The organism is Sphingomonas sp. M1A8_2b (genome assembly GCF_053345535.1).
Map to the genome: position 1 here is coordinate 411,442 of NZ_JBKFAH010000001.1, position 21,957 is coordinate 433,398.

20 protein-coding genes are annotated in these 21,957 nt (G+C 66.7%); 14 read left to right on the forward strand and 6 right to left on the reverse strand.

The annotated features are described in order from the left end of the window. Nucleotides 1-14 precede the first annotated feature (14 nt). Nucleotides 15-1,403 (reverse strand): exopolysaccharide biosynthesis polyprenyl glycosylphosphotransferase, encoded by a 1,389-nt coding sequence (locus ACLBWL_RS02075; RefSeq protein ID WP_447789801.1) that lies wholly within the window; start codon nucleotides 1,401-1,403, stop codon nucleotides 15-17. Nucleotides 1,404-1,646: 243 nt separating this feature from the next. Here ACLBWL_RS02075 and ACLBWL_RS02080 point away from each other — a divergent pair, with 243 nt between their 5' ends. Further along, on the forward strand, nucleotides 1,647-2,711 hold the full coding sequence (locus ACLBWL_RS02080; RefSeq protein ID WP_447789803.1) for a glycosyltransferase family 4 protein: 1,065 nt from the start codon (nucleotides 1,647-1,649) through the stop codon (nucleotides 2,709-2,711). 20 nt (nucleotides 2,712-2,731) lie between these two features. Here ACLBWL_RS02080 and ACLBWL_RS02085 read toward each other — a convergent pair whose 3' ends face one another. Next, nucleotides 2,732-3,937, reverse strand: a complete 1,206-nt coding sequence (locus ACLBWL_RS02085) for a glycosyltransferase family 4 protein (protein ID WP_447789805.1) — start codon at nucleotides 3,935-3,937, stop codon at nucleotides 2,732-2,734. Nucleotides 3,938-4,314: 377 nt separating this feature from the next. Here ACLBWL_RS02085 and ACLBWL_RS02090 point away from each other — a divergent pair, with 377 nt between their 5' ends. Together ACLBWL_RS02090 and ACLBWL_RS02095 are read left to right on the forward strand one after the other, a co-directional pair. Further along, nucleotides 4,315-4,884, forward strand: coding sequence for a serine O-acetyltransferase (locus tag ACLBWL_RS02090; protein ID WP_447789807.1), 570 nt, complete (start codon nucleotides 4,315-4,317; stop codon nucleotides 4,882-4,884). 52 nt (nucleotides 4,885-4,936) lie between these two features. Next, nucleotides 4,937-6,151 carry a glycosyltransferase family 4 protein gene (locus ACLBWL_RS02095; RefSeq protein WP_447789809.1) on the forward strand — a complete coding sequence of 405 codons (1,215 nt, stop codon included), beginning with the start codon at nucleotides 4,937-4,939 and terminating at the stop codon, nucleotides 6,149-6,151. Between the two features lie 4 nt (nucleotides 6,152-6,155). On the opposite strand, the gene ACLBWL_RS02100 is transcribed toward ACLBWL_RS02095, so the two are convergent. Further along, nucleotides 6,156-7,631, reverse strand: coding sequence for a hypothetical protein (locus ACLBWL_RS02100; RefSeq protein WP_447789811.1), 1,476 nt, complete (start codon nucleotides 7,629-7,631; stop codon nucleotides 6,156-6,158). A gap of 273 nt (nucleotides 7,632-7,904) precedes the next feature. Here ACLBWL_RS02100 and ACLBWL_RS02105 point away from each other — a divergent pair, with 273 nt between their 5' ends. Genes ACLBWL_RS02105 through ACLBWL_RS02130 form a run of 6 tightly spaced genes read left to right on the forward strand, consistent with a single transcriptional unit; the run spans nucleotide 7,905 to nucleotide 14,505 of the window. Beyond that, the gene (locus ACLBWL_RS02105; protein ID WP_447789813.1) at nucleotides 7,905-9,089 is read left to right on the forward strand and encodes a hypothetical protein; all 1,185 of its coding nucleotides are present in this window, start codon (nucleotides 7,905-7,907) and stop codon (nucleotides 9,087-9,089) included. Nucleotides 9,090-9,108: 19 nt separating this feature from the next. Further along, on the forward strand, nucleotides 9,109-9,924 hold the full coding sequence (locus ACLBWL_RS02110) for a polysaccharide biosynthesis/export family protein (RefSeq protein WP_447789814.1): 816 nt from the start codon (nucleotides 9,109-9,111) through the stop codon (nucleotides 9,922-9,924). Nucleotides 9,925-9,952: 28 nt separating this feature from the next. After that, complete coding sequence (locus ACLBWL_RS02115; protein WP_447789816.1) at nucleotides 9,953-11,344, forward strand: ATP-binding protein; 1,392 nt, start codon at nucleotides 9,953-9,955, stop codon at nucleotides 11,342-11,344. Beyond that, a complete protein-coding gene (locus ACLBWL_RS02120; protein WP_447789818.1) occupies nucleotides 11,341-12,708 on the forward strand; it encodes a GNVR domain-containing protein in 1,368 nt (455 codons plus the stop codon). The genes ACLBWL_RS02115 and ACLBWL_RS02120 overlap by 4 nt, the downstream gene beginning before the upstream one ends. Beyond that, a complete protein-coding gene (locus ACLBWL_RS02125) occupies nucleotides 12,705-13,382 on the forward strand; it encodes a hypothetical protein (protein WP_447789820.1) in 678 nt (225 codons plus the stop codon). The genes ACLBWL_RS02120 and ACLBWL_RS02125 overlap by 4 nt, the downstream gene beginning before the upstream one ends. 10 nt (nucleotides 13,383-13,392) lie before the next feature. Beyond that, nucleotides 13,393-14,505 (forward strand): glycosyltransferase, encoded by a 1,113-nt coding sequence (locus tag ACLBWL_RS02130; RefSeq protein ID WP_447789822.1) that lies wholly within the window; start codon nucleotides 13,393-13,395, stop codon nucleotides 14,503-14,505. A 146-nt stretch (nucleotides 14,506-14,651) separates the two neighbouring features. On the opposite strand, the gene ACLBWL_RS02135 is transcribed toward ACLBWL_RS02130, so the two are convergent. After that, nucleotides 14,652-15,230 (reverse strand): TlpA family protein disulfide reductase, encoded by a 579-nt coding sequence (locus tag ACLBWL_RS02135; protein ID WP_447789824.1) that lies wholly within the window; start codon nucleotides 15,228-15,230, stop codon nucleotides 14,652-14,654. Between the two features lie 67 nt (nucleotides 15,231-15,297). On the opposite strand from ACLBWL_RS02135, the gene argH reads away from it, so the two are divergent. Genes argH through ACLBWL_RS02160 form a run of 5 tightly spaced genes read left to right on the forward strand, consistent with a single transcriptional unit; the run spans nucleotide 15,298 to nucleotide 19,910 of the window. Next, a complete protein-coding gene (gene argH, locus ACLBWL_RS02140; protein WP_447791947.1) occupies nucleotides 15,298-16,665 on the forward strand; it encodes an argininosuccinate lyase in 1,368 nt (455 codons plus the stop codon). Next, nucleotides 16,662-16,904, forward strand: a complete 243-nt coding sequence (locus tag ACLBWL_RS02145) for a hypothetical protein (RefSeq protein WP_447789826.1) — start codon at nucleotides 16,662-16,664, stop codon at nucleotides 16,902-16,904. The genes argH and ACLBWL_RS02145 overlap by 4 nt, the downstream gene beginning before the upstream one ends. Before the next feature lie 11 nt (nucleotides 16,905-16,915). Continuing rightward, nucleotides 16,916-18,178: a diaminopimelate decarboxylase gene (lysA, locus tag ACLBWL_RS02150; RefSeq protein ID WP_447789828.1), complete on the forward strand. Its 1,263-nt coding sequence runs from the start codon at nucleotides 16,916-16,918 to the stop codon at nucleotides 18,176-18,178. After that, a complete protein-coding gene (locus ACLBWL_RS02155) occupies nucleotides 18,175-18,960 on the forward strand; it encodes an NAD(P)-dependent oxidoreductase (protein WP_447789830.1) in 786 nt (261 codons plus the stop codon). The genes lysA and ACLBWL_RS02155 overlap by 4 nt, the downstream gene beginning before the upstream one ends. After that, nucleotides 18,957-19,910 (forward strand): zinc transporter ZntB, encoded by a 954-nt coding sequence (locus ACLBWL_RS02160; protein WP_447789832.1) that lies wholly within the window; start codon nucleotides 18,957-18,959, stop codon nucleotides 19,908-19,910. The genes ACLBWL_RS02155 and ACLBWL_RS02160 overlap by 4 nt, the downstream gene beginning before the upstream one ends. Nucleotides 19,911-20,062: 152 nt before the next feature. Here ACLBWL_RS02160 and ACLBWL_RS02165 read toward each other — a convergent pair whose 3' ends face one another. Both ACLBWL_RS02165 and fliD read right to left on the reverse strand, forming a co-directional pair. Continuing rightward, nucleotides 20,063-20,461 carry a flagellar export chaperone FliS gene (locus ACLBWL_RS02165; protein ID WP_131587215.1) on the reverse strand — a complete coding sequence of 133 codons (399 nt, stop codon included), beginning with the start codon at nucleotides 20,459-20,461 and terminating at the stop codon, nucleotides 20,063-20,065. Then, a complete protein-coding gene (fliD, locus tag ACLBWL_RS02170) occupies nucleotides 20,458-21,912 on the reverse strand; it encodes a flagellar filament capping protein FliD (protein WP_447789834.1) in 1,455 nt (484 codons plus the stop codon). Before fliD ends, ACLBWL_RS02165 begins: the two co-directional genes overlap by 4 nt. Nucleotides 21,913-21,957: the final 45 nt, after the last annotated feature.

Here is a 21,957-nt window from a genome sequence, read left to right on the forward strand (position 1 = left end):
CTAGCGGAGCCGGCTCAATAGGCGTTGCTATGAACCAGCACGCTCATCGTCCGGAACAGGATCGTTATGTCGCGCATCAGGCTCCAGTCGTGGAGATATTCGAGATCGGCCTGGAGACGGTTCTTCAGATCGACGTCGCGATGGGTCGCGCCGCGGAACCCGCGAACCTGTGCGAGGCCGGTGATTCCCGGCTTCAGCGCGTGACGATGCCAGTATTCGCGGTCGACTTCCCAGAACAGCTGGTTGCCGGCGAGCGACCCCAGCGCGTGCGGACGCGGACCGACCAGGCTCATGTCTCCCAACAGGACGTTGAAGAACTGCGGGATCTCGTCGAGGCTGGTCTTGCGGATAAATGCGCCGACGCGGGTGATCCGCTTGTCGTCGCGCTGCGTCGACGTCGCACCCTGCGCATCGAGGCTTTCGACGCGCATCGAGCGGAACTTCAGGATGTTGAAGATACGGTTGCCGCGCCCGATGCGCTCCTGTCGGAACAGCACGGGACCCGGCGAATCGAGCTTCACCGCGATCGCGATCAGCACGAGCGCCGGCGAGATCGCGATCAGCACGATCAGCGTCACGATGATGTCGAGCGCGCGCTTCTTGGCCATGTCGGTGTAGCTTAGCGGCCCGCGCGCCACGAGCAGGGTCTGGCGGCCCTTGAACTTCTGCAGGCCCAGCACGCCGAGCGATCCGAAGCCGGCCGACAGGATCTCGCCGTCGACATTGGCGCCGCGCAACAGCAGCGACCAGTCGAGCTGGCGGTCGACCGGACAATGCACGACGACGCGCTCGTACTTGCTGACCATCTGGCCGAACCGGTTGAGCATATGCGGGTTACCCATGTCCGGCTCAATTCCCGCTTCTGCGGCGAAGATCGTGTCGCAGACCTGGGGCTCGTTCCACTGCGTCCGCGGCACGTCGTCGACGATCAGCAACTCGGCGACCAGCTTCGGCGCGACCGTGCGCCGAACGATCATGACGACGATCATCCGGAACGTCGCCATCAGCACCATCGTGCCGCCGAAGCCGATCGCGAAGGCGATGCGGGATATCTCGTTGCCGGCCTGGACGAAGAAGATCAGCGTCAGCAACGCGAACCCGGTGATCGCCAATGGGACGATCGCGCGCAGGATCGATTCACTACCGCTGGTGATCGCCGGTCGCGAATACGCCTTGTTGTTGAAAGCGATCAGCAGATAGATCGGCAGCACCGGATAGGCGAGGTCGATCCCGCTGAGCGACAGCCAATTGTCACCGCGCACCAGGCTGCCGATCGCAAATCCGATCGAAATCGCCAGCAGATCGGTCGCGATCAACAGGCAATACAACCGCAAGCGCAGGTTCCGTCGGTGGAGGGCGCCGGCCAACGAAACTTCGCCGAAATGCTCCATGGCTACTTCCATCGCGTGACTAAATCCCTAGAAAATCGGCCTCAGGTCAACCGACCGGTTTTCGTTGCGGTGCAACAATGATAGCGGTCGGACCGTTGAGGAGCAATCACGTCATTATAGCCAGCAAAGCATGATCTAGGATGAACGGAGCGTCCGTCGCAGCCTAGATCGCTACCCATGACGCCGCTTAACAGCGCTGCAACATTATGGCGTCGCACCGTGCCTATCGACGGATAGAATTGGAAAATAGAGATAATGATCGCAGTTAATGGTCGGTTTCTGGGCCGCACGGTCACCGGTGTGGAGCGGTTCGCGCGGATGCTGCTGGGCGAGGTCCATGCGCGAATCGTGGCGGGTGAGGAGCCCCCCCGTTGGACGCTGTTGCTGCCTCCTGGTGTTGCTGCACCACCAGAATGGCCGCGGTTTTCGGCACGGACCGTCGGTCGCGGCGGCGGTCACGCCTGGGAGCAGTTCCACCTGCCCCGAGCCGCGCACGGCTCGACCCTGCTCAACCTGTGCAACTCCGGGCCGATCGCGCCGCGACGATCGCTAACCGTGATCCATGACGCGCTGGTCTACGACCTGCCGGAGAATTTCTCGCGGCCGTACCGGACGATGCATCGGACGCTCGGTCATCTCATCGCGCGGCGGTCGCACATCGCGACCGTCTCCGGCTTTTCGCGCGATCGGCTCGCCGAGGTGCTGCGGCTCGACCCAGCCAACATCCCGGTGATTCCGAACGCCGCGGATCATGTCGAGGCGATCGTTCCCGATACCGATATCGTCGACCGGCTGGACCTGACGCCGGGGCGCTTCCTGCTGTTCGTCGGATCGTTCGCGCCGAACAAGAACCTGCCGCGCGCGCTCGAGGCGTTCGCGCGGATCGCGCGGCCGGACGATCGGCTGGTGCTGGTCGGGGCGGCGGTCAAATCCTTCGCCCAGAACGGCATGGACCAGGTGCCGCCGGGGGTTATCCTGCCGGGCCGGATCAGCGACGAAGCGCTGATCGGCCTGTACCGCACCGCCCGCGGGCTCGTGTTCCCGAGCCTGTACGAAGGGTTCGGCATCCCGCCGCTGGAGATGATGCAGTTCGGCCGGCCGGTTTTGGCGGGCGACATTCCGCCGGTGCGTGAGGTCTGCGGCGACGCGGCGCTGTACGTCGATCCCAAATCGGTCGAGGCGATCGCCGCGGGGATGGAGCGGATGCTGCGCGACGACGCGCTGGTCGATACGCTGGCGGCGCGCACGGCAGCGCGCGCCAAAGCCTATACCTGGGCCGCGAGCGCCGACGATCTGCTGGCCGCGCTCGCGACGATCTGAAGGCTTAGCTGGCTGACGGCTCAGCTGGCCCGGTCGGGTTCGCCTGCATAGAGCGCGATATAGCGGCCTGCGACCGCGGCTTCGGAGAATTGCTCGAGCAAAGCCGGATCGGCGGTGCGGCGCGCGCGCCATGTCGCCGGGTCGGCAAGCGCCCGACGCACCTGCGACGCAAGCGCGTCGGGATCGTCCTTGGCGTACATTGCCGACAGCGGTGCCATATGGCCGATCTCGGGCGTGCCGCCAGCGTCCGAATACAGCGTCGGCGTGCCGCGTGCGAGGCTCTCGATCATCGTCCGCGGCAACGGTTCGGGCCAGGTCGAGCCGATGATGAGGACGTCGATACTGTCATAGAACGCATCGGCCTTCACGAAGCCCATCCAGTCGATCCGCGGGTCGGGATAACGGGCCTTCAGTCCCTCGATATAGTCGGTCTGGCCGCCACCGGCGATGCGCAGCCGCCAGTCGCCTTCGACGCTGGTGATCGCCGAGAGCACCACTTCGATGCCCTTTTCGGGTTCGACCCGGCCGATCACGCCGAACACCAGACCAGGCGCATTCTCGCGGCCAGGCCGTTCGGCGCTGGACACGACCGAGGTCACGTCGGCGATGTTGAAGATCACCCGGCTCGGCGTGTCGCGGAAGAAACCGTGGCGTTCGTGCGTGTCGATCACGTAGCGGCTATTCGACGCGACCGCATCGACGAGCGGCGTGTTGCGCTTCTTGCGATCGGTCAGCAGGCGGCAATCGGCGCACCGCTCGACGCAATCCTTGCGGTCGCGGTACAGCGCCGCGCGCGCGCACATCAGGCTGTAGTCGCGCAACGTGTGGACGATCCGGATGTCGTTCGCGCGCGCCCAGTGCCAGATCTCGGTCGAGAAGCCCTGCAGATTGTTGGTGTGCAGCACGTCGGGCTTGATCCGCTTGCAGAGCGCGATCAGGTCGCGGGTCGCCCGCCGGTTGTTGCGGTCGCGCAGGTGCCACACCAGGCGCGCGGGCTTGGATGGGCGATGGTCGGGGCGAAACGGCCAGTAGATGTTGCGCAGGGGCAGGCGGTGCACCGTGACGGGACCGTCGCGCTCCTCGATGATCGTATCGCCGTCGTGCAGCGACGCGACGTGAACCTCGTGACCGCGCGCGCCGACCGCCCGGCCGAGCAGCGCGACCGAACGCTCGGCGCCACCGACCAGCGAGGGGGGATACAACGTGTTCACGATCAGAATGCGCATGCTACCCTATCGATTCGTCTTCTGCGGATCGGCCGCGATGCAGATACCGCGGCGGTACCGCACCATGGAATTCAAGGCGGCGTAACTTTCAGGCATTACCACCCGTTCAGGTCGGTCGGTACCGATGTCCCGACAAATCCGTGCGGATGCCACGCCATCGAACGTTCATCTCGCACATGCGATATCCCGCCATCGACGATTTTCGCAACAGCGAACTTGCGCAAGTACAGACGATGACGCCCACCCGACCTACGACATTTTTACAAAAAACGATACAAGATCATCGAGATGGCTTTGCGTGACGTCAAAATTGCCGCAATGCACAAGAAATTTTCACGATGCCGGACGGCAGCAGTCAGCAGAGGGAGTGTCCGCCCATGACCATCAAGGACACCGGCAAGGACACCGGCAAGGCAGTCGGTTTTCGCGCCGCGGTTCGTTGTGATTTGGACCTGTTCGCGCATCACGAATCGACTGTCATGACCGCGGGTTTCGCGGTGCGGATGATCCTGGTGACGCAAGGCTTTCAGTTCGTGCTGGCGCGCCGGATCCAGGACCTGCTCGCGCGGATTCCGATCGTCGGCCGGCCGCTGCGGCGGATCTGGTGGTGGTGGACCTGCCGCGCATTCGGGTCGGAAATCGCGATCGGCTGCACGGTCTCGCCCGGGCTCTACATTCCCCATCCCTACGGCATCGTCGTGGGGGTGTGTACGCTTGGCGAAAACGTCGCAATTTTGCAGAATGTGACGATCGGCTCTAGACATTCGCATAGTCCCGGCCATGCCCGAATCGGTAAAGGCGCCTATTTGTCGGCAGGGGCTGCAATCATCGGCGCGATTTCAATAGGGGAGGGGGCCATGATCGGCGCCAATGCAGTAGTGTTGCGCGACGTGCCCGATGGCGCGGTCGCGGTCGGCGTGCCGGCCCGGATCGTCGCCGCGTCATGATCCCGCGCAGTCCCTCGTCCCGTTCGTCCTGTTGCCATCGGAGAGGCACGCGATGCGCATTCTGAGCGTTTCCGCTTATTATCCGCCTTATGTGATCGGCGGTGCGGAGTTGTGCGCGCAAAGCCTGACCTACTGGTTCGCGGCCAATGGCCATGAGGCGGCGGTGCTGACCGCGGCGCCGATGGTCGAGCACGAGAGCTGGGCGACGCCGCAGGACGGCTACACGCTGTACCGGGTCGGCACGCCGCACATCTATCCGGTGTTCAGGGCCAGTCAGGCGCCGGGCTGGAAAAAGCCGATCTGGCATGCGCAGGACCATTACGATCCGCGCAACGAGACGATGTTCGAGCAGGTCATCGCTGACTTCAAACCCGACTTCATCCATATCCACTGGATATCGGGGCTGGGGTATAACGGGTTGAAGGTGATCGGGCGGCACGACATTCCGACCGCGATCACGCTGCACGATCTCGCCTATGTCTGTCTGCGCACGACGATGTTCCGCGACAGCGACGAATGCCTGACGCAGTGCGCCAGCTGTAGGTTGAGCTCGAAGGTCAAGATGGGGTTCCTGCGCGACGTTCCGCGGCTGGGCTTCATCTCGCCGTCGCAGTCGAACCTCGATACGGTCTCGTCGCTGTTGCCGATCGAGGACTATCCGCGCTTTCACATCCTCAACCCCAACCGCTATCCGACCCCGCGCACGAAGCACGCACCGGGCAAGACGGTAAGGCTGGTCTTCGTCGGGCGGCTGGAGAAGACCAAGGGAATCAACTTCCTCCTCGAACTGCTCGATCCGCTCGCCGCGCAGTATGATTTCCACCTGACCGTGCTCGGCAAGGGGCCGGAGGATCAGGTTTTGCGGGCGATGTATGGCGACCGCAAATGGCTGACCATGCAGGGCCATGTGCCGCAGCAGAACGTCGCCGACCTGATGGAAGCGAGCGACATGCTGGTCGTCCCGTCGCTATGGGCGGAAAATTCGCCGGGCGTCGTGTTCCAGGCGCTGGTCAACGCGCTGCCGGTGATGGGCAGCGACAAGGGCGGGCTGCCCGAACTGATCGAGCCGGGCGTCAACGGCATGCTCGTGCCGTCAGGCGATGCCGCGCGTTGGCGGGCGGCGATCGTCGATGTGTTCGAGCATCCCGAACAGTTGCTGGTCCTGCGCGAGCAGGCGGCCCAGCAGACCGAGCGGTACGATTACGACGGGCTCGCCAAGCAGATGCTCGGCGCGTTCGAACAGATCGCCGCCGGTACCGGGCGCTGAGCCGTTAAAGGAGTCGGGCGTTCACCCCGAGCCGGCTGACGTTCGGCACGTCGATCACCACCGGCATCTCACCGATCGCGACGCTGCGATCCGACGATCCCGGGCCGGTGGCACCGCACAAGGTCCGCGTGGTGAACGCGGCGGTGCCGCCGACCGTGATCCGTCCCTGACGCCCGGCCACCGCGCTCCACGCGACGATCGCCAGTCCGCGCGGCGTCGTGACCCGAATGACGGTCAGCCCGGTGTCGACGCTCTGCACCGCCATCGCCTTGGCATCGGCGATCACCGCGCTGGCGTCGGCGAACGCGCACTGCGCCGATTTCGCCGCGTAATTGGCGTCGTACAGGCCGAAATTATACTGGATGTTGGTCGGATCGATCCCCGAATCCTTGGTCTCATAATACCAGGAGCCCGCGACCCAGGGCAGCGCGGCGGTGTGTAGCAGGAACTGCGGCACATTGGTCGCGATCCGCGTCGCGCTGACCGAACAGGTGTTGGTGCCCGCGGGCCAGCCCCATTCGGTGACGTACAAGGGCAGGTCGCGGCCGCCATTGGCGCCAGCGATTTTGGTGTGCAGCGTCGTCAGCCGCCCGAGTGCCTCGGAGGCGGTGCGGTTGGCGGTATTGGCACAGTGATTGTAGATATGCGCCGACACACCGTCGGCCTGCGCCGCCGCGCCGCGCGCCAGCACGTCGAGCGTCCATTGCCAGTCGGGATCGTCGCCGGCCGCCCCCACCAGCACCTTTGCGCTGGGTGCGACCTGCTTGATCGCGCTCGTGGCGCGTGCGGCGAGCGGGGCGTAATATCGCGAGGCGCGATAGTCCGACGCATCGCCCGGGCCGACGAGCACCGGCTTGTCGCGCACGACGGTACGATTCCACTCGTTCCAGATCTCGTAGATCGCATCGCGTCCGGTGGTCGCGGCGACCGCGTGCTGGGCATAGGCGGCGAACGCGGTCTGGCCCGCGTCGGCCACCGGCGGCGAGGCGCCAGGGATCCAGGCGTTGCTGTTGTTGAGGATATACAGCGGCCGCGCGCTGGTCTTGCCGAGGAAGGTCATGAGCGGCTGCGGCAGATGCGCGCCGTTGACGTCCCAGTCGGGCGCGAGTGCATTCCAGTAGAGATCCTCGCGGAACGCCCGGATGCCGCTGTCGGTAAAGCGCTGCGCGACGCTGTCGGGATCGTACCCGGCGAGCGTGGCGTAGGAGAAGTGCGTGGCCGCGCCGACGATGTAGGGCGAGGCGCGAACCGGCAGGTCCGACGCGGCGAAGATGATCGCGGTTGCACCCGATTCGGTCGGCAGCGCACTGGCGTCAGCGGCGGTCGGCGTGGCGGCGGGTGTGGCGGCGGGTGTGGGTGTCGGCGACGGCGTTGCAGCAGGAACCGTCGTCACCGCCTCGCCCGACGCGCCGGTGCTGCCGTCGCCCCCGCCACATGATGCGAGCAAAACGCTGAGTAGCGGCATAAAACGGCGAGCCATGACATTCCCTCGATGATGTTTTCCGCTTAATTCGCAGGGTTTTACATGCGGTTAATTATAGAGACATATTGAGATACTTATGCGGCGCCGCAGCGTGATTGAAGGTCGATGCGGCTTTTGCATCGGCGAGGCACTGGCTCGGAGCGTCTTGACGCCATGGATACGAGAAGGCACGCAGGCCCTATGTTCGGTAGTTATCCCTCCCCGGTTCGGCGCTCTATGCTGCGTTGCAGCACGGAATCTGGTCGCGTTTTCAGCGTTATCGCCGGGGCGATGGGCGCCGCAGCATGCGTGGTTCCGCAGCCCGCCATTGCCCAGGCGGGTCGACTCGGTGTGCCGTTGCTGCCGATTCCGTTGATGACCGGGACGACGATCGATCAGCCGGGGTTGAGCGTGACGCCGTCGGGCGAGGTCGCCTATGACGACAACATCTTCCGTACCGACGAAAACCGCACGAACCCGGTCGACGACGTCATCGTCACGCCCGCGGTGCGCGGTACGTATCAGCGCCAGGTCGGGCAGAACGACCTGCGCGTCGACGGCGACTTCGCGTACAGCTTCTATACCAGGAACACCGATCGCAGCCGCGCGCGCGCCGATATCCAGGGTGGCGGGACGATCCGGATCGCCGGGATCTGCCAGCTTCAGCCCGACCTGCGATACGCCCGGCAACAGGCCGACTATGGCGACATCAACGGCCCGATCGACAATTTCCAGACCTTCTCGACCTTGGCGGTGAAGGCCAGCTGCCCGCGTGCGGTGGGATTCTTTCCGCTGGCCGAGCTGTCGCGGCGGACGACTCGCAACGACACGCAGTTCAATTTCGCGGACCAGACGCTCGTCTCCGCCGCTGGCGGCATCGGCTATGCGCGTCCCAGCCTGGGACAGGCGGCGCTGTTCTATCGCTACTCGCGCGCGGATCGTCCGACCATCGGTGTCGTCAACCGGATCGACGAGGCGGGCGTGACGTTCAGCCGCTCGGTGGTCAGCCGGGTCGAGCTGAACGTGGACCTGCATTATCTCCAGGCGCGGAGCCAGGGGGCCAACGTGCGACCCTATCACGGCGCCGGTTGGGACCTCGACCTCGTTTTCCGGCCGATTCCCCGCATCATGTTCAAGGGTGAAGCGGGTCGGCGCATTGTCAACGACTCGCTGGTGCCGGCCGGCTTCACGGTCCAGTCGGATTACGCGCTGAGCACCGAATGGCGCTTTGCCGAGCGGACGACCGTGCGTGGCGGTGCGATCCTCGGACGGCGGCAGTTTCGCGGCGATCCGCTTGTAATCGCGGCGCCTTTCTCCAGCGATCGCTTTTCCAGCCTGACTTTGGGGCTGACCCGTGCGATTGGCGAGCGACTGAATTTGACCTTGGATGCGCAGCGCACCTCGCGCCGCACCAATACGGGTTTAAACAATTATGACGCCAACCGCGCTGCGGCCGGCGTATCGTACAGGTTCTGACAAAATGACGAGGCACATCATGACAGTGAGCTGGCACTTCGTTCGCCTGGCTGGCGCAGTTGCGCTGTCGGCGGTTCCGCTTGCGCAGGCTGCCCAGGCGCAGGTCGCAAACGCGCCCGTCGGTCAGGCGCCGGTGACGCCGGCCAGTTCGTACGTGCTCGGGCCCGACGACGAGATCTCGGTCACGGTGTTCGGACAGGATTCGATGTCGTCGAAGACCCGGATCCGCGCCGACGGCACGATCACCGCGCCGTTCCTCGGCGTGGTCCAGGCCGCCGGCAAGACCACCGCGCAACTGGGCACCGACCTGGCGCAGGCCTATGTCCGCGGCGGCTATCTGAGCAAGCCGTCGATCAACGTCGAGATCACTGCCTACAGCAGCAAGACCGCGACCGTGCTCGGCGCGGTACCCAATTCGGGCCTCTTTCCGCTTGACCGACCCTACACCGTCTCGGCGATGGTCGCGCGGGCGGGCGGGCCGCGGATCGATGGCGCGAACGCCGTGATCCTGACCCCGGCCGGTGGCCAGCCGGTCCGCATTCCGCTTGCCGATCTGGCGGGCAGCGCGTCGCGCCTGGTCCAGCCGGGCGATACGCTGTTCGTCCCGACCGCCGAGACCGTCTACGTCTACGGCGAGGTCAACAAGGGTGGTGGCTTCCCGGTCCAGCCCGGCATGACCTTCCGCCAGGCGCTGGCGCTGGCCGGTGGGCCGACGCTCGCCGGGTCGGTCAAGCGGATCGAAGTGCGGCGCGGCGGGAAGAAGCTCGACAAGCCCGATCTCGACATGGTGGTCCAGCCCGAAGATGTGCTGGTCATCAAGGAAAAGTGGTTCTGATCGCGATGATCCCTTTCACGTCCCCAGCATGGCGCGGCCGCTCGTGAGTATCTTCGCGCGCCTCCGCAACTGGCTGTCGGGTCTGCTCGATCCCGAGCCGCCGATGTCCAGCCTTCCCGACCTCCGCATCGCGATCGGCAATCCCGCGCAGGACCGGCCGCCCGTGCAGCAGCCGGCGGCGCCGGTTCGTCCGGTTTCGTCTGCGCCTCCGGTTGCGAGTCCTCCGGCCGTCATGACGATAACCTCGCAGCGGACGCGCATCCATGCGGCGTTCGATGCCGGGATGCCGGTCGAGCATCGTGCCGGCCTCGCCGGGCGCGCGCGCGAGCTCGATCGGCTGGTCGAGGCGGTCCTCGAGCACGGCAAGCACGGCATCGTGTTCGGCGCGCGCGGATCGGGCAAGACGTCGCTGTCGCGCGTGTTCGGCGATCTGGCGGACGAGGCGGGCGCGACGGTCCTGTATAATCTGGCCGGGGGTGACATCGACTTCTCGGAATTGTGTCGGCCCTATCTGGTCGAACTCGCATCGATCCCCGGCGAAGGCGTGCGACGGATCGATATCGATCCGATGCTGAAGGCACCGTTCGATGCGCGGCAGGTCGCCACCGTGCTCGCGGAGAAGGTGCGTCGGCCGACGATCTTCGTGCTCGACGAGTTCGACCGGATCGAAGCGCCGACCACGAAGAGCGAGATGGCGACGCTGATGAAGCTGCTGTCCGACATGCGCTCGCCGGTGCGGATCGTCGCGGTCGGCATCGCCGCCAATCTCGAGGACCTGATCGAGGGGCATCCCTCGCTCCGCCGGCATATCGTGTCGGTGCCGATCGGCGGGATCGAGACCGACCAGCTCAAGGCGCTGCTGATCCGCTGCTGCGATGCCTCTGGCATGACGATCGAAGACGACGCGGCGACCAAGATCGCGCGATCCGCGGTCGGCTCGCCCTATCATCTGCGGTTGTTCGGATCGAATTGCGCGATCGCGGCGAGCCGGGCGGGCAAGGAGCACATCGACGATGCGATGGTCCAGCACGGCCTGCTCGACGCCTATGAGGAATGGAGCGCGCTGAGCCCGCGCGCGGCTGCGGTGGTCGCGGATATCCAGCGATTGCCCAAGCAGACCGCGATGGCGGCCGCGGTGATCTGCCTCGCCGCGGCGATGCGGACCCGGATCGAGCGCGAGGAAATCGTCCAGGTGCTCAACGACGACGGCCACGACGACGCGACGATCGCGGCGGCGTTCGCCGCGTTGAGCCCGATCCTGCACGCCAGCGCGATCGAAGGCAGCTATTACTTCGACGATACGCTGGCGCCGCAATTCTATTTGCTTGTCTACAATCGCAGGATCGACCCTGCCCGGATCAAGACCCCCGGGCACGACGACCTGCGAACGGTTCTGGAACGGGGAGTGCGTGATCTGTGATCAGTTTCACTGACTTGATAAGCGCGGTCCGCTATCGAATCCGGCTTGTCCTGCTGGTGGGCGGCGTGGTGTTTCTCGCCATCGCCGTCCTCGGCTTCACCCGTCCGCGTCAGTACACCGCCACCTCGTCGGTGCTCGTCGATCTGACCGAGCGCGATCCGGTCAGCGCGAACAGCGTCAACGGCTCCGACAACAGTTCGGTGCTGGAAACGGTGATCGGCACGCAGCAGGACATCATCCGCAGCGACGCTGTGCTCGGCGAAGTCGTGCGACTTAGCCCGCAGTTCCAGAGTTCGACGCTCGGCGACACCGCGGCGGAGCGTAATCAGAACGGTCTCACCCTGTTGCGACGCGATCTCGCGATCAGCAACGAGAAGGGCAGCAACGTGATCCGGCTCAGCCTGACCGCCAAGACGCCCGAGGCCGCGGCGAAGACGCTGAACCTGATCGTCGATACGTTCCTGACCAAGCAGGTGACGCTGCGCAGCGGCAGCGCGAGCGGCAACGCCAAATGGTACGACGCGCGGACGCGCGACGTCCGTAACCGGCTCGAGGCCGCGCAGACGCGGCTGTCCGACTTCCAGCGCCAGCACGGCATCGTCGGCATGAACCGGATGGATGTCGAAGCGGACCGGGTCCGTAACCTGTCGACCGAGCTGGTCGCCGCCCAGGCCGCGGCGGCGATTGCGCGGTCGAAGTCGGGATCGACCGCGCAGCCCGAGGTCGCGCAGTCGACGATCGTCCAGGATTTGCAGCGCGAAAGCGGTCTGCAGGCGGGCAAGGTCGCCGAATTGTCGAAGACGCTTGGGCCGAATCACCCCGACATGCTCGCCGCGAATGCCCAGTTGGCGGCGCTGCGCAGCCAGCTCGAGGCGGCCCGGTCGATCCAGGCGCAGGCGCTGACCGCGTCCAGCTCGGCAGCGGGCCGGCGCGAGTCGAGCATCCGGGCCGATCTGGCCGCGCAGCAGACGCGGATGCTCGCGCTGTCGGGTGTGCAGGACCAGCTGAACGTCCTCCAGCGCGACGTCGATGCGGCGCGGCAGACCTACGATACGGTCCGCCAGCGCTACAACGAGGCGACGCTGCAGTCGGAAGTGTCGCAGGCCAATGCAAGCCGCCTCGACCGCGCGGTGGCGCCGACCCTGCCTTCCAAGCCGAACCTGATCCTGTGGGTCATCGCGGCAATCGTGCTGGGTGCCGGCGCCGGGCTGGCCGCGGCGATCGGGCAGGAAATGCTCGCGCCGCGGCTGCGCACCCCGTCGGGGACGGCGCGTGCGCTCGATCTCGACGTGATCGCCGATATGACCGACATCGAAAGCGGGACTACGGGCTGGCGAGCCCCGCGCAAGGAGGCAATGGCGTGAGACTTCGTTCGACCACCGGCCCCGCATCGTTCCACGCCGAGCGTGGCGGCGATACCGGACCGACCCACGCCGCCGCCTCCGGCAGCGTCGATCCGCTCGTCGTGGCCGCCTATGCGTCGGACACGCCGTATGTCGTCGCCGCGCGAGCGATCCGCAGCTCGATCCTGCAAACCTACGCCGAGAGCGATCGCCGGTCGCGGGCGTGCGCGCTGATCGGCGTCGATTGCGATGAAGCACTCGCCGTGCTTGCCGCCAATCTGGGTGTCGTGATGGCGCAGGCCGGATCGCCGACGCTGATCGTCGACACGAACCGGGCGTATCCCCGCATCGCGAGCCTGTTCCAGCTGGCCGATCATGCCGATCACCAGGGCACCGCGATCCCGGGTCTGCTGGTGCAGGGGACCGGATCGGATGGCGGCGGCAATGGCGAGCCGATCGAGCGTCGCTCGCTGCTCGAACAGCATGATGCGGTCGCGACGTCGGGCAGCCAGATGATCGCCGTCGCGGCGATCCATTCGACCAATGGCGCGACGAGCATCGCCGATGCGATCACCGGCTTCGACGCGGCGGTCATCGTCGTCCGCAAGAACAAGACGAAGCGCAGCGATGTGCGCGGGCTGATCGAAGTGCTCGACCAACACGGCATTCCGATCACCGGCACCGTCCTCGTCTGATCGCATGGCCGTGTCGACCGGACCGCGCGGGGATGGCGGCGCGCCCCGCGTGCTGCACGTGTGCGACAGCATCATCGGCGGCACGGGCAGCTTTCTCGCCGAACTGCTGACCCCGCAGGCGGAGCGTTATGGCCCCGCTGCGCTGACGCTGCTGATGCCCGAACAGCACCGCGATCACATCGAACCGCGGCTGCGCGACAGCGGTATCCGGTTCGAATTCTTCGATCGGCCGAACCGGCTGCGCGGCATGGCGAAGCTGTTCTTCGCCTATCGCCGGGTCCGGCGTGAGATTCGGCCGGACATCGTCCATGCGCACTCGTTCGGCGCGGGTGTCATCACGCGGATCCTGCGCTTCGGTCGGCGGCCCCGCGTGCTGTTCTGTCCGCATGGCTGGGCATTCAGCATGCAGGTGTCGCCGAACGTGCGGCGGTTCATCGTCGCGGTCGAGCGCTATCTGGCAAGGTCGGCGGACAGGATCCTGCTGATCTCGCCGCACGAACGCGACGTTGCCGTCGAGGCCGGCTTGCCCGAACGCAAGCTGGTGGTGATCAACAACGCGATCGCCGCAACCCCGCCTCCGGTCGCGCCCGCGCTGTGGAACGACGCCCGGATCAAGCTGCTGTTCGTGGGTCGGTTTGACCGGCAAAAGGGGCTGGATCTGTTGCTGGAGGCGATCACCGGGCTGGGCGATCGCTATGCGCTGCGCGTGGTCGGGCAGGCTGTGCTGTCGACCGATACGAGCAACCCGAAACCCGATTTCGTCGAGTATGTCGGATGGCGCGACCGCAACGGCGTGGTCGCTGAGATGATGGCGGCGGATGCGATCATCGTGCCGTCGCGCTGGGAGGGCTTCGGTCTGGTCGCGATCGAGGCGATGCGAGTCCGCCGCGCGGTGATCGCCTCGACCGCGGGCGGGCTGAACGACATCCTCGACGGCGGACGCTACGGCGTGAGCTTCCCGGCGAACGATGCGGCCGCGCTGCGCCGGACATTGGAAGCGCTCGACCCCGCCACGTTGCCCGACTGGGGCGAGCGGGGCCATGCGCGCTTCATCGCCGAATATACCGCCGAGAAAATGGTCGATGCGGTCGACCGGGTGTACCGGTCCGCGCTGGGCGACTGACGCGTACGCGGAGAAGCCGGCCGCGTAGCGAAGCGTGTTTCCCTGCGAAGGCGGGGATCCAGACTGGGCTCTCGCCTTCGTGTGAGGACAAAGCGCGGGAGAACAAGGAGGGAATTGCCGCCTTTTGCGCTGCCGAGATGCGGCGGTTACGAAGCCTCGGCGATCAGTTTGGCGGCGGCGGGTGTGTTCCATTCATAGCCGCCGGTCATCCGCCAGACTTCCTTGCCCGCCGAATCGTACAGGATCGTGGTCGGCAGGTTCGCCTGATAGGCGAGGCTGAGGCCGAGCTTGGGATCGAGATACGGCTGCAGCGTCGTGAACTTCTTCGCGGCGAAGAACGGCGTAACCTTCTCCGCGCCCTGCATGTCCTGGCTGACGGCGATCACCTGCACCTTGCCGGCCAGCGACTTCGCCGCGGCGTCGAGCGTCGGCATTTCCGCGACACACGGCGCGCACCACGTCGCCCACATGTTGAGCAGCAATGGCTTGCCCTTGAACGTGGCCAGCGTCACCGACTTGCCGTCGGGCGCGGTGAAGGCGACGGTCGGGCCTGCCTCACCCTTGTGGCTGCGGTCCAGCTTTTCGGTGCTAGCGGCGGGGCCCGTCGCTTCGTCGGGGGCAGGGCCGGGGGCGACTTCATCGGCGGACGCGGTGCTCGCCGCGACGACGTTCGCTTGCTCCGGCGCGGGCGATTTCCTATCGCAGCCGGCGACCAGCAGGCCCATTCCCACCAGACAGATGATTGGGCGCGAAGTGAACACAGGACGCAAGACCATGGACGGTTCCAATTCGATGTGGGGTGGGCGGTTCGCCGAAGGGCCGGCAGCGGTCATGCGCGAGATAAACGCCTCCATTCCCTTCGACAAGCGGCTCTGGCAGCAGGATATTGCCGGCTCGAAGGCGCATGTCGCGATGCTCGGCAAGCAGGGTATCGTCTCGGCGGAGGATGCCGCGACGATCTCGGCCGGGCTCGACACGGTGGCGGCGCATTACGCCGAGCACGGTGTCGAGGAGGATCTGGTCCTCGAGGACATCCACATGCAGACCGAGGCGCGGCTGGCCGATGCGATCGGGCCGGTCGCCGGGCGGCTGCATACCGCGCGCTCGCGCAACGATCAGGTCGCGACCGACTTTCGGCTCTGGGTGCGCGATGCGATCGACCAGGCGCTGGCGGCGCTGGCGGGGTTCCAGGCGGCACTGCTCGCGCGGGCGGAAGAGCATGCGGCGAGCGTCATGCCTGGCTTTACGCATCTGCAGTCCGCGCAGCCGGTGACGCTCGGGCATCATCTGATGGCGTACCACGCGATGATCTCGCGCGACGTCGGCCGGTTCGCTGATGCCCGCGCAAGGATGAACCGGTCGCCACTGGGCTCGGCTGCACTGGCGGGCACGGGCTTTCCGATCGACCGCGAGATGACCGCCGCCGCGCTCGGCTTCGACGGGCCGATGACCAACTCGCTCGATGGCGTGAGCGACCGTGACTTCGCGATCGAGTATCTCACTGCCGCGACGCAGACCTCGCTGCACCTCTCTCGCTTGGCGGAAGAGTTCGTGCTGTGGGCGTCGCAGCCGTTCGGGTTCGTCGCGCTCAGCGATCAATGGTCGACCGGCAGCTCGATCATGCCGCAGAAGCGCAATCCCGACGCGGCCGAGCTGGTGCGCGGGCATGCCGGGCGCATCCTCGGCTGCATGACTGCGCTGATGGTGACGATGAAGGGCCTGCCGCTCGCCTATTCGAAGGACATGCAGGACGACAAGCCGCCGGTGTTCGAGGCGCACGACCTGCTCGCGCTGTCGATCGCGGCGATGACCGGGATGATCGAGAGTGCGACGTTCCGGACAGATCGGATGCGCGGGCTGGCCGAGAGCGGCTTTGCGACCGCGACCGATCTCGCCGACTGGCTGGTGCGCGAGGCTGGCCTCCCGTTCCGCGAGGCGCATCATGTCACCGGGCGTGCGGTGAAGCTGGCCGAGGAGCGCAAGGTCGCACTCGATGCGCTGCCGATCGAGGACCTGAAGGCAATCGATGCGCGGATCGACGAACGCGTGTACGGCGTGCTCTCGGTCGACGCGTCGGTCGCCAGCCGGACCAGCTTCGGCGGTACTGCGCCCGACAATGTGCGTGCTGCGATCCGCGCGGCTCGGGGAGAGACGGCATGAAGCGGTATGTTGGATTGGCGGGACTGGCGTTGGCGCTGTCGGGGTGCGGTGCGGCGGACGGCTTGAAACCGGCCGAGGGCAAGATGCTGCCAGTCGCGCCTTACGGTGCGAAGACCCGGCCAACGCCGGCGCAGTTGCTGACGCCCACCACGCAGCAACGCCCCAAGCGCAGCGACGAGCTGCTGACCCAATCCGACGAGCGGCGTAGCGACGAGTTCGACCTGCCGCCGCCCAACTGAAGACCTGATCCATGGACCATTTCGCCTATCGTGACGGTGTGATGCACGCCGAGGACGTCGCCCTGCCGGCGATCGCCGAGGCTGTCGGCACGCCCGTCTACGTCTATTCGACCGCCACCTTCCGCCGCCACGCGCAGGTGTTTCGCGATGCGCTGAAGGGCGCGGGGCGGGTGCATCTGGCCTATGCGATCAAGGCCAATCCGAACGTCGCGGTGCTGCGCGTGCTGGCCGACGAGGGCTATGGTGCTGATGTCGTTTCCGCGGGCGAGATGCAGCGCGCGCTGGCGGCGGGCATTCCGGCGTCGGACATCGTGTTCTCGGGCGTCGGCAAGACGCGGCGCGAACTGGCGCAGGCGCTCGATGCGGGGATCGGCCAGTTCAATTTGGAGCTGGAGGAAGAGGGCGAAGTCCTCGCCGCGCTCGCCCATGCCCGCGGCGAACGCGCGCCGGCGGTGCTGCGCGTGAACCCCGACGTCGATGCGGGCACGCATGCGAAAATCTCGACGGGACGCAAGGAGAACAAGTTCGGCGTGGCGATCGACCAGGCGGTTGCGATGTTCGACCGCCTGTCGAAGCATGACGGGCTCGACCTGGGCGGCGTCGCGATCCACATCGGCAGCCAGCTGGCCGATCTCGCGCCGCTCGAGGCCGCCTATGCGCGGATCGGCGAACTGGTCGCCGAACTGCGCGCGGCGGGTCACACGATCAGCCGCGTCGATCTCGGCGGCGGGCTCGGGGTGCCGTACAAGCCCGGCGACGTGCTGCCGAGCCCCGCCGAGTACGGCGCGATGGTCGCACGCGCGACGGCCGACTGGGACGTCGAACTGATGTTCGAGCCCGGTCGCGTGATCGCGGGCAATGCCGGCGTGCTGCTGACCGAGGTGATCTGGGTGAAGCCCGGCGTGGTGAACCCGTACGTGATCGTCGATGCGGCGATGAACGACCTCGCGCGCGTCGCGATGTACGATGCGTATCATGATTTCGTCGCGGTCGCGCCGAGCGGCGAACGGATGACCGCCAACATCGCCGGGCCGGTGTGCGAGACCGGCGACACCTTCGCGATGGGCCGCGACATCGACACGGTGAAGTCGGGCGATCTCGGCATCTTCCGCACTGCGGGCGCGTATGGCGCGACGATGGCGTCGACCTACAACAGCCGCGCGCTGGTGCCCGAAGTGCTGGTCGACGGCGACCGGTTCGCGGTGGTCGCCGACCGCATTCACCCCGAGACGATCCTGGCTGCCGAGCGCGTGCCGGAATGGCTTAAGCGGTGACGACTCCCGCTCCGCTGCAAAGCCTGCCGCTGTTCGTCAGGCTGGCGGGTCGCCCGGTGATCCTGCTGGGCGAGGGCGAGGCGGCGGATGCGAAGCGGCGGTTGCTCGATCGCGCCGGGGCCGACTTGGTCGGCGAGGATGCTGCGGCATCGCTCGCGATCGTCGCGATCGACGACGAGGACGAGGCGCTGGCGGCGGTGGCGCGGCTGAAGGCGCGCGGGATTCTCGTCAACGCGGTCGATCGTTCGGCGCTGTGCGACTTCACGCTGCCGGCGATCGTCGACCGCGCGCCGGTGCTGATCGCGATCGGGACGAGCGGGGTGTCGGCGGGGCTCGCGGCGGCGCTGCGGCAACGGTTGGAGGCGCTGGTGCCTGCCGATCTCGGCAAACTCGCGCTGGCATTGCAGGCCGCGCGCGGCGCGTTGCGGGTGCGTTGGCCCGACATGGGGGAGCGTCGCCGGGCGCTAGCGACGGCAATGGGGGCGGGCGGTGCGCTCGATCCGCTGTCGCCGACGCATGACGTCGACGCGTGGCTGGCCCCAACGGGCGAGCCCGCGGGACCGCGCGACGTGGCCGTGACCCTGATCCTGCTGTCCGACGATCCCGAAGACCTGACGCTGCGCCAGGCGCGGGCGCTGGCCAGCGCGGACCGGGTGTATCACAGCCCAGACGTCCCCGCGGCGATCCTCGATCGCGCGCGAGCCGATGCGGCGCGGCTGTGCGCGGCGATGCCCGGCGACCCCGGTACCGGCCTGTCGGTCGAAGTCGTCATGGCGCTATGAGCGGTTTCGCGTTCCGGATCGTCGACGGGAAAGCAACGAGCGTCGACGTCAAGGAAGCGCTCGACTGTACCGCCGACCTCGTCTGGGTGCATCTGTCGACCACCGCCGAGCATGCGCAGGCGTGGCTGCGCGACGAGGCCAAGCTGCTCGACTATGTCGTCGACGCACTGACCGCGACCGAGACGCGGCCGCGGTGCGAGGCGGTCGGTGACGGCGCGTTCGTCAATTTGCGGGGGCGGTCGCACGAGGAACTCGACACGTCGGACCTGCTCGCCTCGGTGCGGATCTGGGCGGTGAAGGGCCGCGTGTACTCGGTCACGCGCAAACCGCTGATCGCGGTGGCCGAGGTCGAGACGATGGTCGAGCGCGGCGAGATCCGCGATCCGGGCGACCTGATCGCCGCGTTCGCGACCGCGATCACCACCGATCTCGATCCCGACGTGGCGACGCTCGGCGACGAACTCGACGATTGCGAGGAACAGCTCGACGCCAACCGCGTGTTCGAACTGCGCCGCACGGTCAGCAAGGTGCGCGTGGCGGCGATCGGCTACAAGCGCTTCCTCAACCCGCAACGCGCGGCGCTGGAGAAGCTCGCGGCGTTGCCCGGCGACTGGCTGGCCGACGACGACCGGCTGCATCTCGCCGCGGCGGCGGACCGCGCGGCGCGGATGGCGGAGGAGCTCGAATCGATCCGCGAACGCGCGGCGCTGGTCCATGAGACGCTGACCGATCTGCGCGCGGAACAGATCGACAATCGCTCGCTGATTATCTCGATCGCGGCGATGGTGTTCCTGCCGCTGACGTTCCTCACCGGTCTGTACGGCATGAACGTGAAGGGCCTGCCCTATGCCGAGGAGCCGTGGGCGTTCGATGCGATCGCGGCGGCGTGCCTCGTGATCGCGGTCGGCGTCGTGGGATATTTCTCCGCGCGCCACTGGTTCCGGCGGTAAACCCCGTTTTACGATCCTCGCCCGCAAGGGGGAGGTAGCACCGAAGGTGACGGAGGGGGAGGTACGCGCCAACCTTCGCTCCGTGTCCGCCCCCTCCGTCTGGCTAGGGCCAGCCACCTCCCCCTGGCGGGAGAGGATCGAAGAGCTCGTGCTTACGCCGCGCTGGCGGTGCGCCAGGCCTGCGCGATCTCGTCCAGCATGTCCGCTGAATCGCGGAACGGGCGAGGATCGAGGCCGATCGAGGCGTTGATGATGGTTTTCCGTGCGCCGCCATACAGCCGCGCCAGCGTTTCGGCGACCGCGCCGCCATTTTCGAAATCGAGACCCGATTCGAGCGCGAACAGGATCGCGGTGGCGCGCGTGATCCGCTCGCTCTTGATCGCGAGCTTGCCCTTTTCAGCGGCCCAGGCGGCAGCGCGCAAGGCAGCGACCAGTTCCTTGTAGAGCAGCTGGACGAGCGCCGGGCCGTCCGCGGTCGCTGTGCGACCGACCGCATCGATCTGGCGATAGGTCGCGAACGGATCGCGGGTCAGGGTCGTCGCGTAGGTCACGAGTCGCTCTTGTTCCACTGGGCGATCTGACCGGTCAGGAAGGTCTGCGTCGACTTATAGGCGGTCACGCGCGAGTTCATGCTGGCATATTGCTGGGTAAGCCGCGTGTTCAACTGCGCCGACTGGTCGGTCACCTTGTCCTGCTGCTCGGTCACGTCCGACTGCGCCGCGGTGTAGCGCAGCGCCGACGCACCGAGCCCGGTCAGCGTACTTGTTGCGCTGGTGGTCAATGCGGCGAGCGTCGCGGACAGGCCGAGCGCATTGGTCCCCGACGGCGCGAACATCGATTCGATCGTGTCGGGGTTCGCCGCCAGCTGTTTGGCGAGCAGCGTGGCATCGACGCGCAGCGTGCCGTCGGTGTTGGTCGCGACGCCGATCTCGGACAGCGTCCGCGGGATACCCGAGACCGCACCGCCGACGAGCGCTTTGGACGACAGCGCCTTGAACGACCGTAGCAGGCTGGTCGCGGCGGGATCGGAGCGGAGATTGCCGGTGATCGGGTCGGTCTGCGCGGTGATCGCGGCCAGCACCTGGTTGTAGGTGTCGACGACATCGTTGACCGCCTGCGTCAGCGCGTCGGTCGGCGGGGTGCTGCCCAGCGTGACTGGTACCGTCGAGACGGCGTTGAGCTGGAGCTTCACGCCGTCGACCAGATCGCTGACGGTATTGCTCGGCCGCTCCACGGCGATGCCGTCGACCGTCAGCTGCGCGTTCTGCGCGGTCGAGACGAGGCTGGTTTTCGTCGCGCCGCCGCCGATATCGACCGCATCGCCGGTCGCACCCTTCAGCGTGAACGCCTGCGCGTCGCCGGTGCCGCCCTTGACCGAAAGATAGGCGCCGCCGTTCGCATCGGTGACGACCGAGGCCGTGACGCCGGTCTTCGTGGCATTGATCGCCGAGGCGATCGAATCGATGCTGCCGTTGCCGACGGCGATCGATACAGGGGTGCCGCCGCCGATCGTCAGCGTGAGCGCACCGGTGCCGAGGTCGGCGGTGCGATCCGCGACGGCGGTCGTCGTCCGCGCGACCTGCGCAGTGGCGAGGCGCGTCACGGTAACGCTGGCCGCCAGGGTCGACAGTTTCGCGCCGGGCAGTGCGGTGGCCGACAGGACGGTGGTGTTGGAGCTGCTCGGCTGCGTCTGGAGACTGCCGCTCTTCACCAGATTGGCGAGGGCGGTGGAGAAGCCGGTGATCGCGCTCTTGATCGTGCCGATTCCCGAAATCTGCGCGATCAGCGTGTCGGCCTTCGCCTTCAACGTCGCCGTCTTGGTCGCGAATTGCGCGTTGACGAGCGCAGGGACCAGCGTGGAAGTATCGATCCCGGAGCCGGTGTTGAGCGACGTCAGCAGCGCCTGAGTCGCCGACTGGATGACACTCGTTGCGGTTGGCGTGGGGGTCGGCGTGGGCGTCGGCGTCGGCGTAGCCGTCGTGCTGGTGGTCGAAGTTACCATGGCGAAATCCCTGCACTGCGCACGCTTACGATCAGTAACGGCCGT

Bases quoted from the DNA above. Each gene is read 5' to 3' on its own strand.
- ACLBWL_RS02100 (WP_447789811.1), bottom strand. From the start codon at position 7,631: ATGGCTCGCCGTTTTATGCCGCTACTCAGCGTTTTGCTCGCATCATGT.
- ACLBWL_RS02105 (WP_447789813.1), top strand. From the start codon at position 7,905: ATGGGCGCCGCAGCATGCGTGGTTCCGCAGCCCGCCATTGCCCAGGCG.
- argH (WP_447791947.1), top strand. From the start codon at position 15,298: ATGTGGGGTGGGCGGTTCGCCGAAGGGCCGGCAGCGGTCATGCGCGAG.
- ACLBWL_RS02080 (WP_447789803.1), top strand. From the start codon at position 1,647: ATGATCGCAGTTAATGGTCGGTTTCTGGGCCGCACGGTCACCGGTGTG.
- fliD (WP_447789834.1), bottom strand. From the start codon at position 21,912: ATGGTAACTTCGACCACCAGCACGACGGCTACGCCGACGCCGACGCCC.
- ACLBWL_RS02095 (WP_447789809.1), top strand. From the start codon at position 4,937: ATGCGCATTCTGAGCGTTTCCGCTTATTATCCGCCTTATGTGATCGGC.
- ACLBWL_RS02135 (WP_447789824.1), bottom strand. From the start codon at position 15,230: ATGGGCCTGCTGGTCGCCGGCTGCGATAGGAAATCGCCCGCGCCGGAG.
- lysA (WP_447789828.1), top strand. From the start codon at position 16,916: ATGGACCATTTCGCCTATCGTGACGGTGTGATGCACGCCGAGGACGTC.
- ACLBWL_RS02110 (WP_447789814.1), top strand. From the start codon at position 9,109: ATGACAGTGAGCTGGCACTTCGTTCGCCTGGCTGGCGCAGTTGCGCTG.
- ACLBWL_RS02160 (WP_447789832.1), top strand. From the start codon at position 18,957: ATGAGCGGTTTCGCGTTCCGGATCGTCGACGGGAAAGCAACGAGCGTC.
- ACLBWL_RS02085 (WP_447789805.1), bottom strand. From the start codon at position 3,937: ATGCGCATTCTGATCGTGAACACGTTGTATCCCCCCTCGCTGGTCGGT.
- ACLBWL_RS02075 (WP_447789801.1), bottom strand. From the start codon at position 1,403: ATGGAAGTAGCCATGGAGCATTTCGGCGAAGTTTCGTTGGCCGGCGCC.
- ACLBWL_RS02115 (WP_447789816.1), top strand. From the start codon at position 9,953: ATGGCGCGGCCGCTCGTGAGTATCTTCGCGCGCCTCCGCAACTGGCTG.
- ACLBWL_RS02090 (WP_447789807.1), top strand. From the start codon at position 4,315: ATGACCATCAAGGACACCGGCAAGGACACCGGCAAGGCAGTCGGTTTT.
- ACLBWL_RS02145 (WP_447789826.1), top strand. From the start codon at position 16,662: ATGAAGCGGTATGTTGGATTGGCGGGACTGGCGTTGGCGCTGTCGGGG.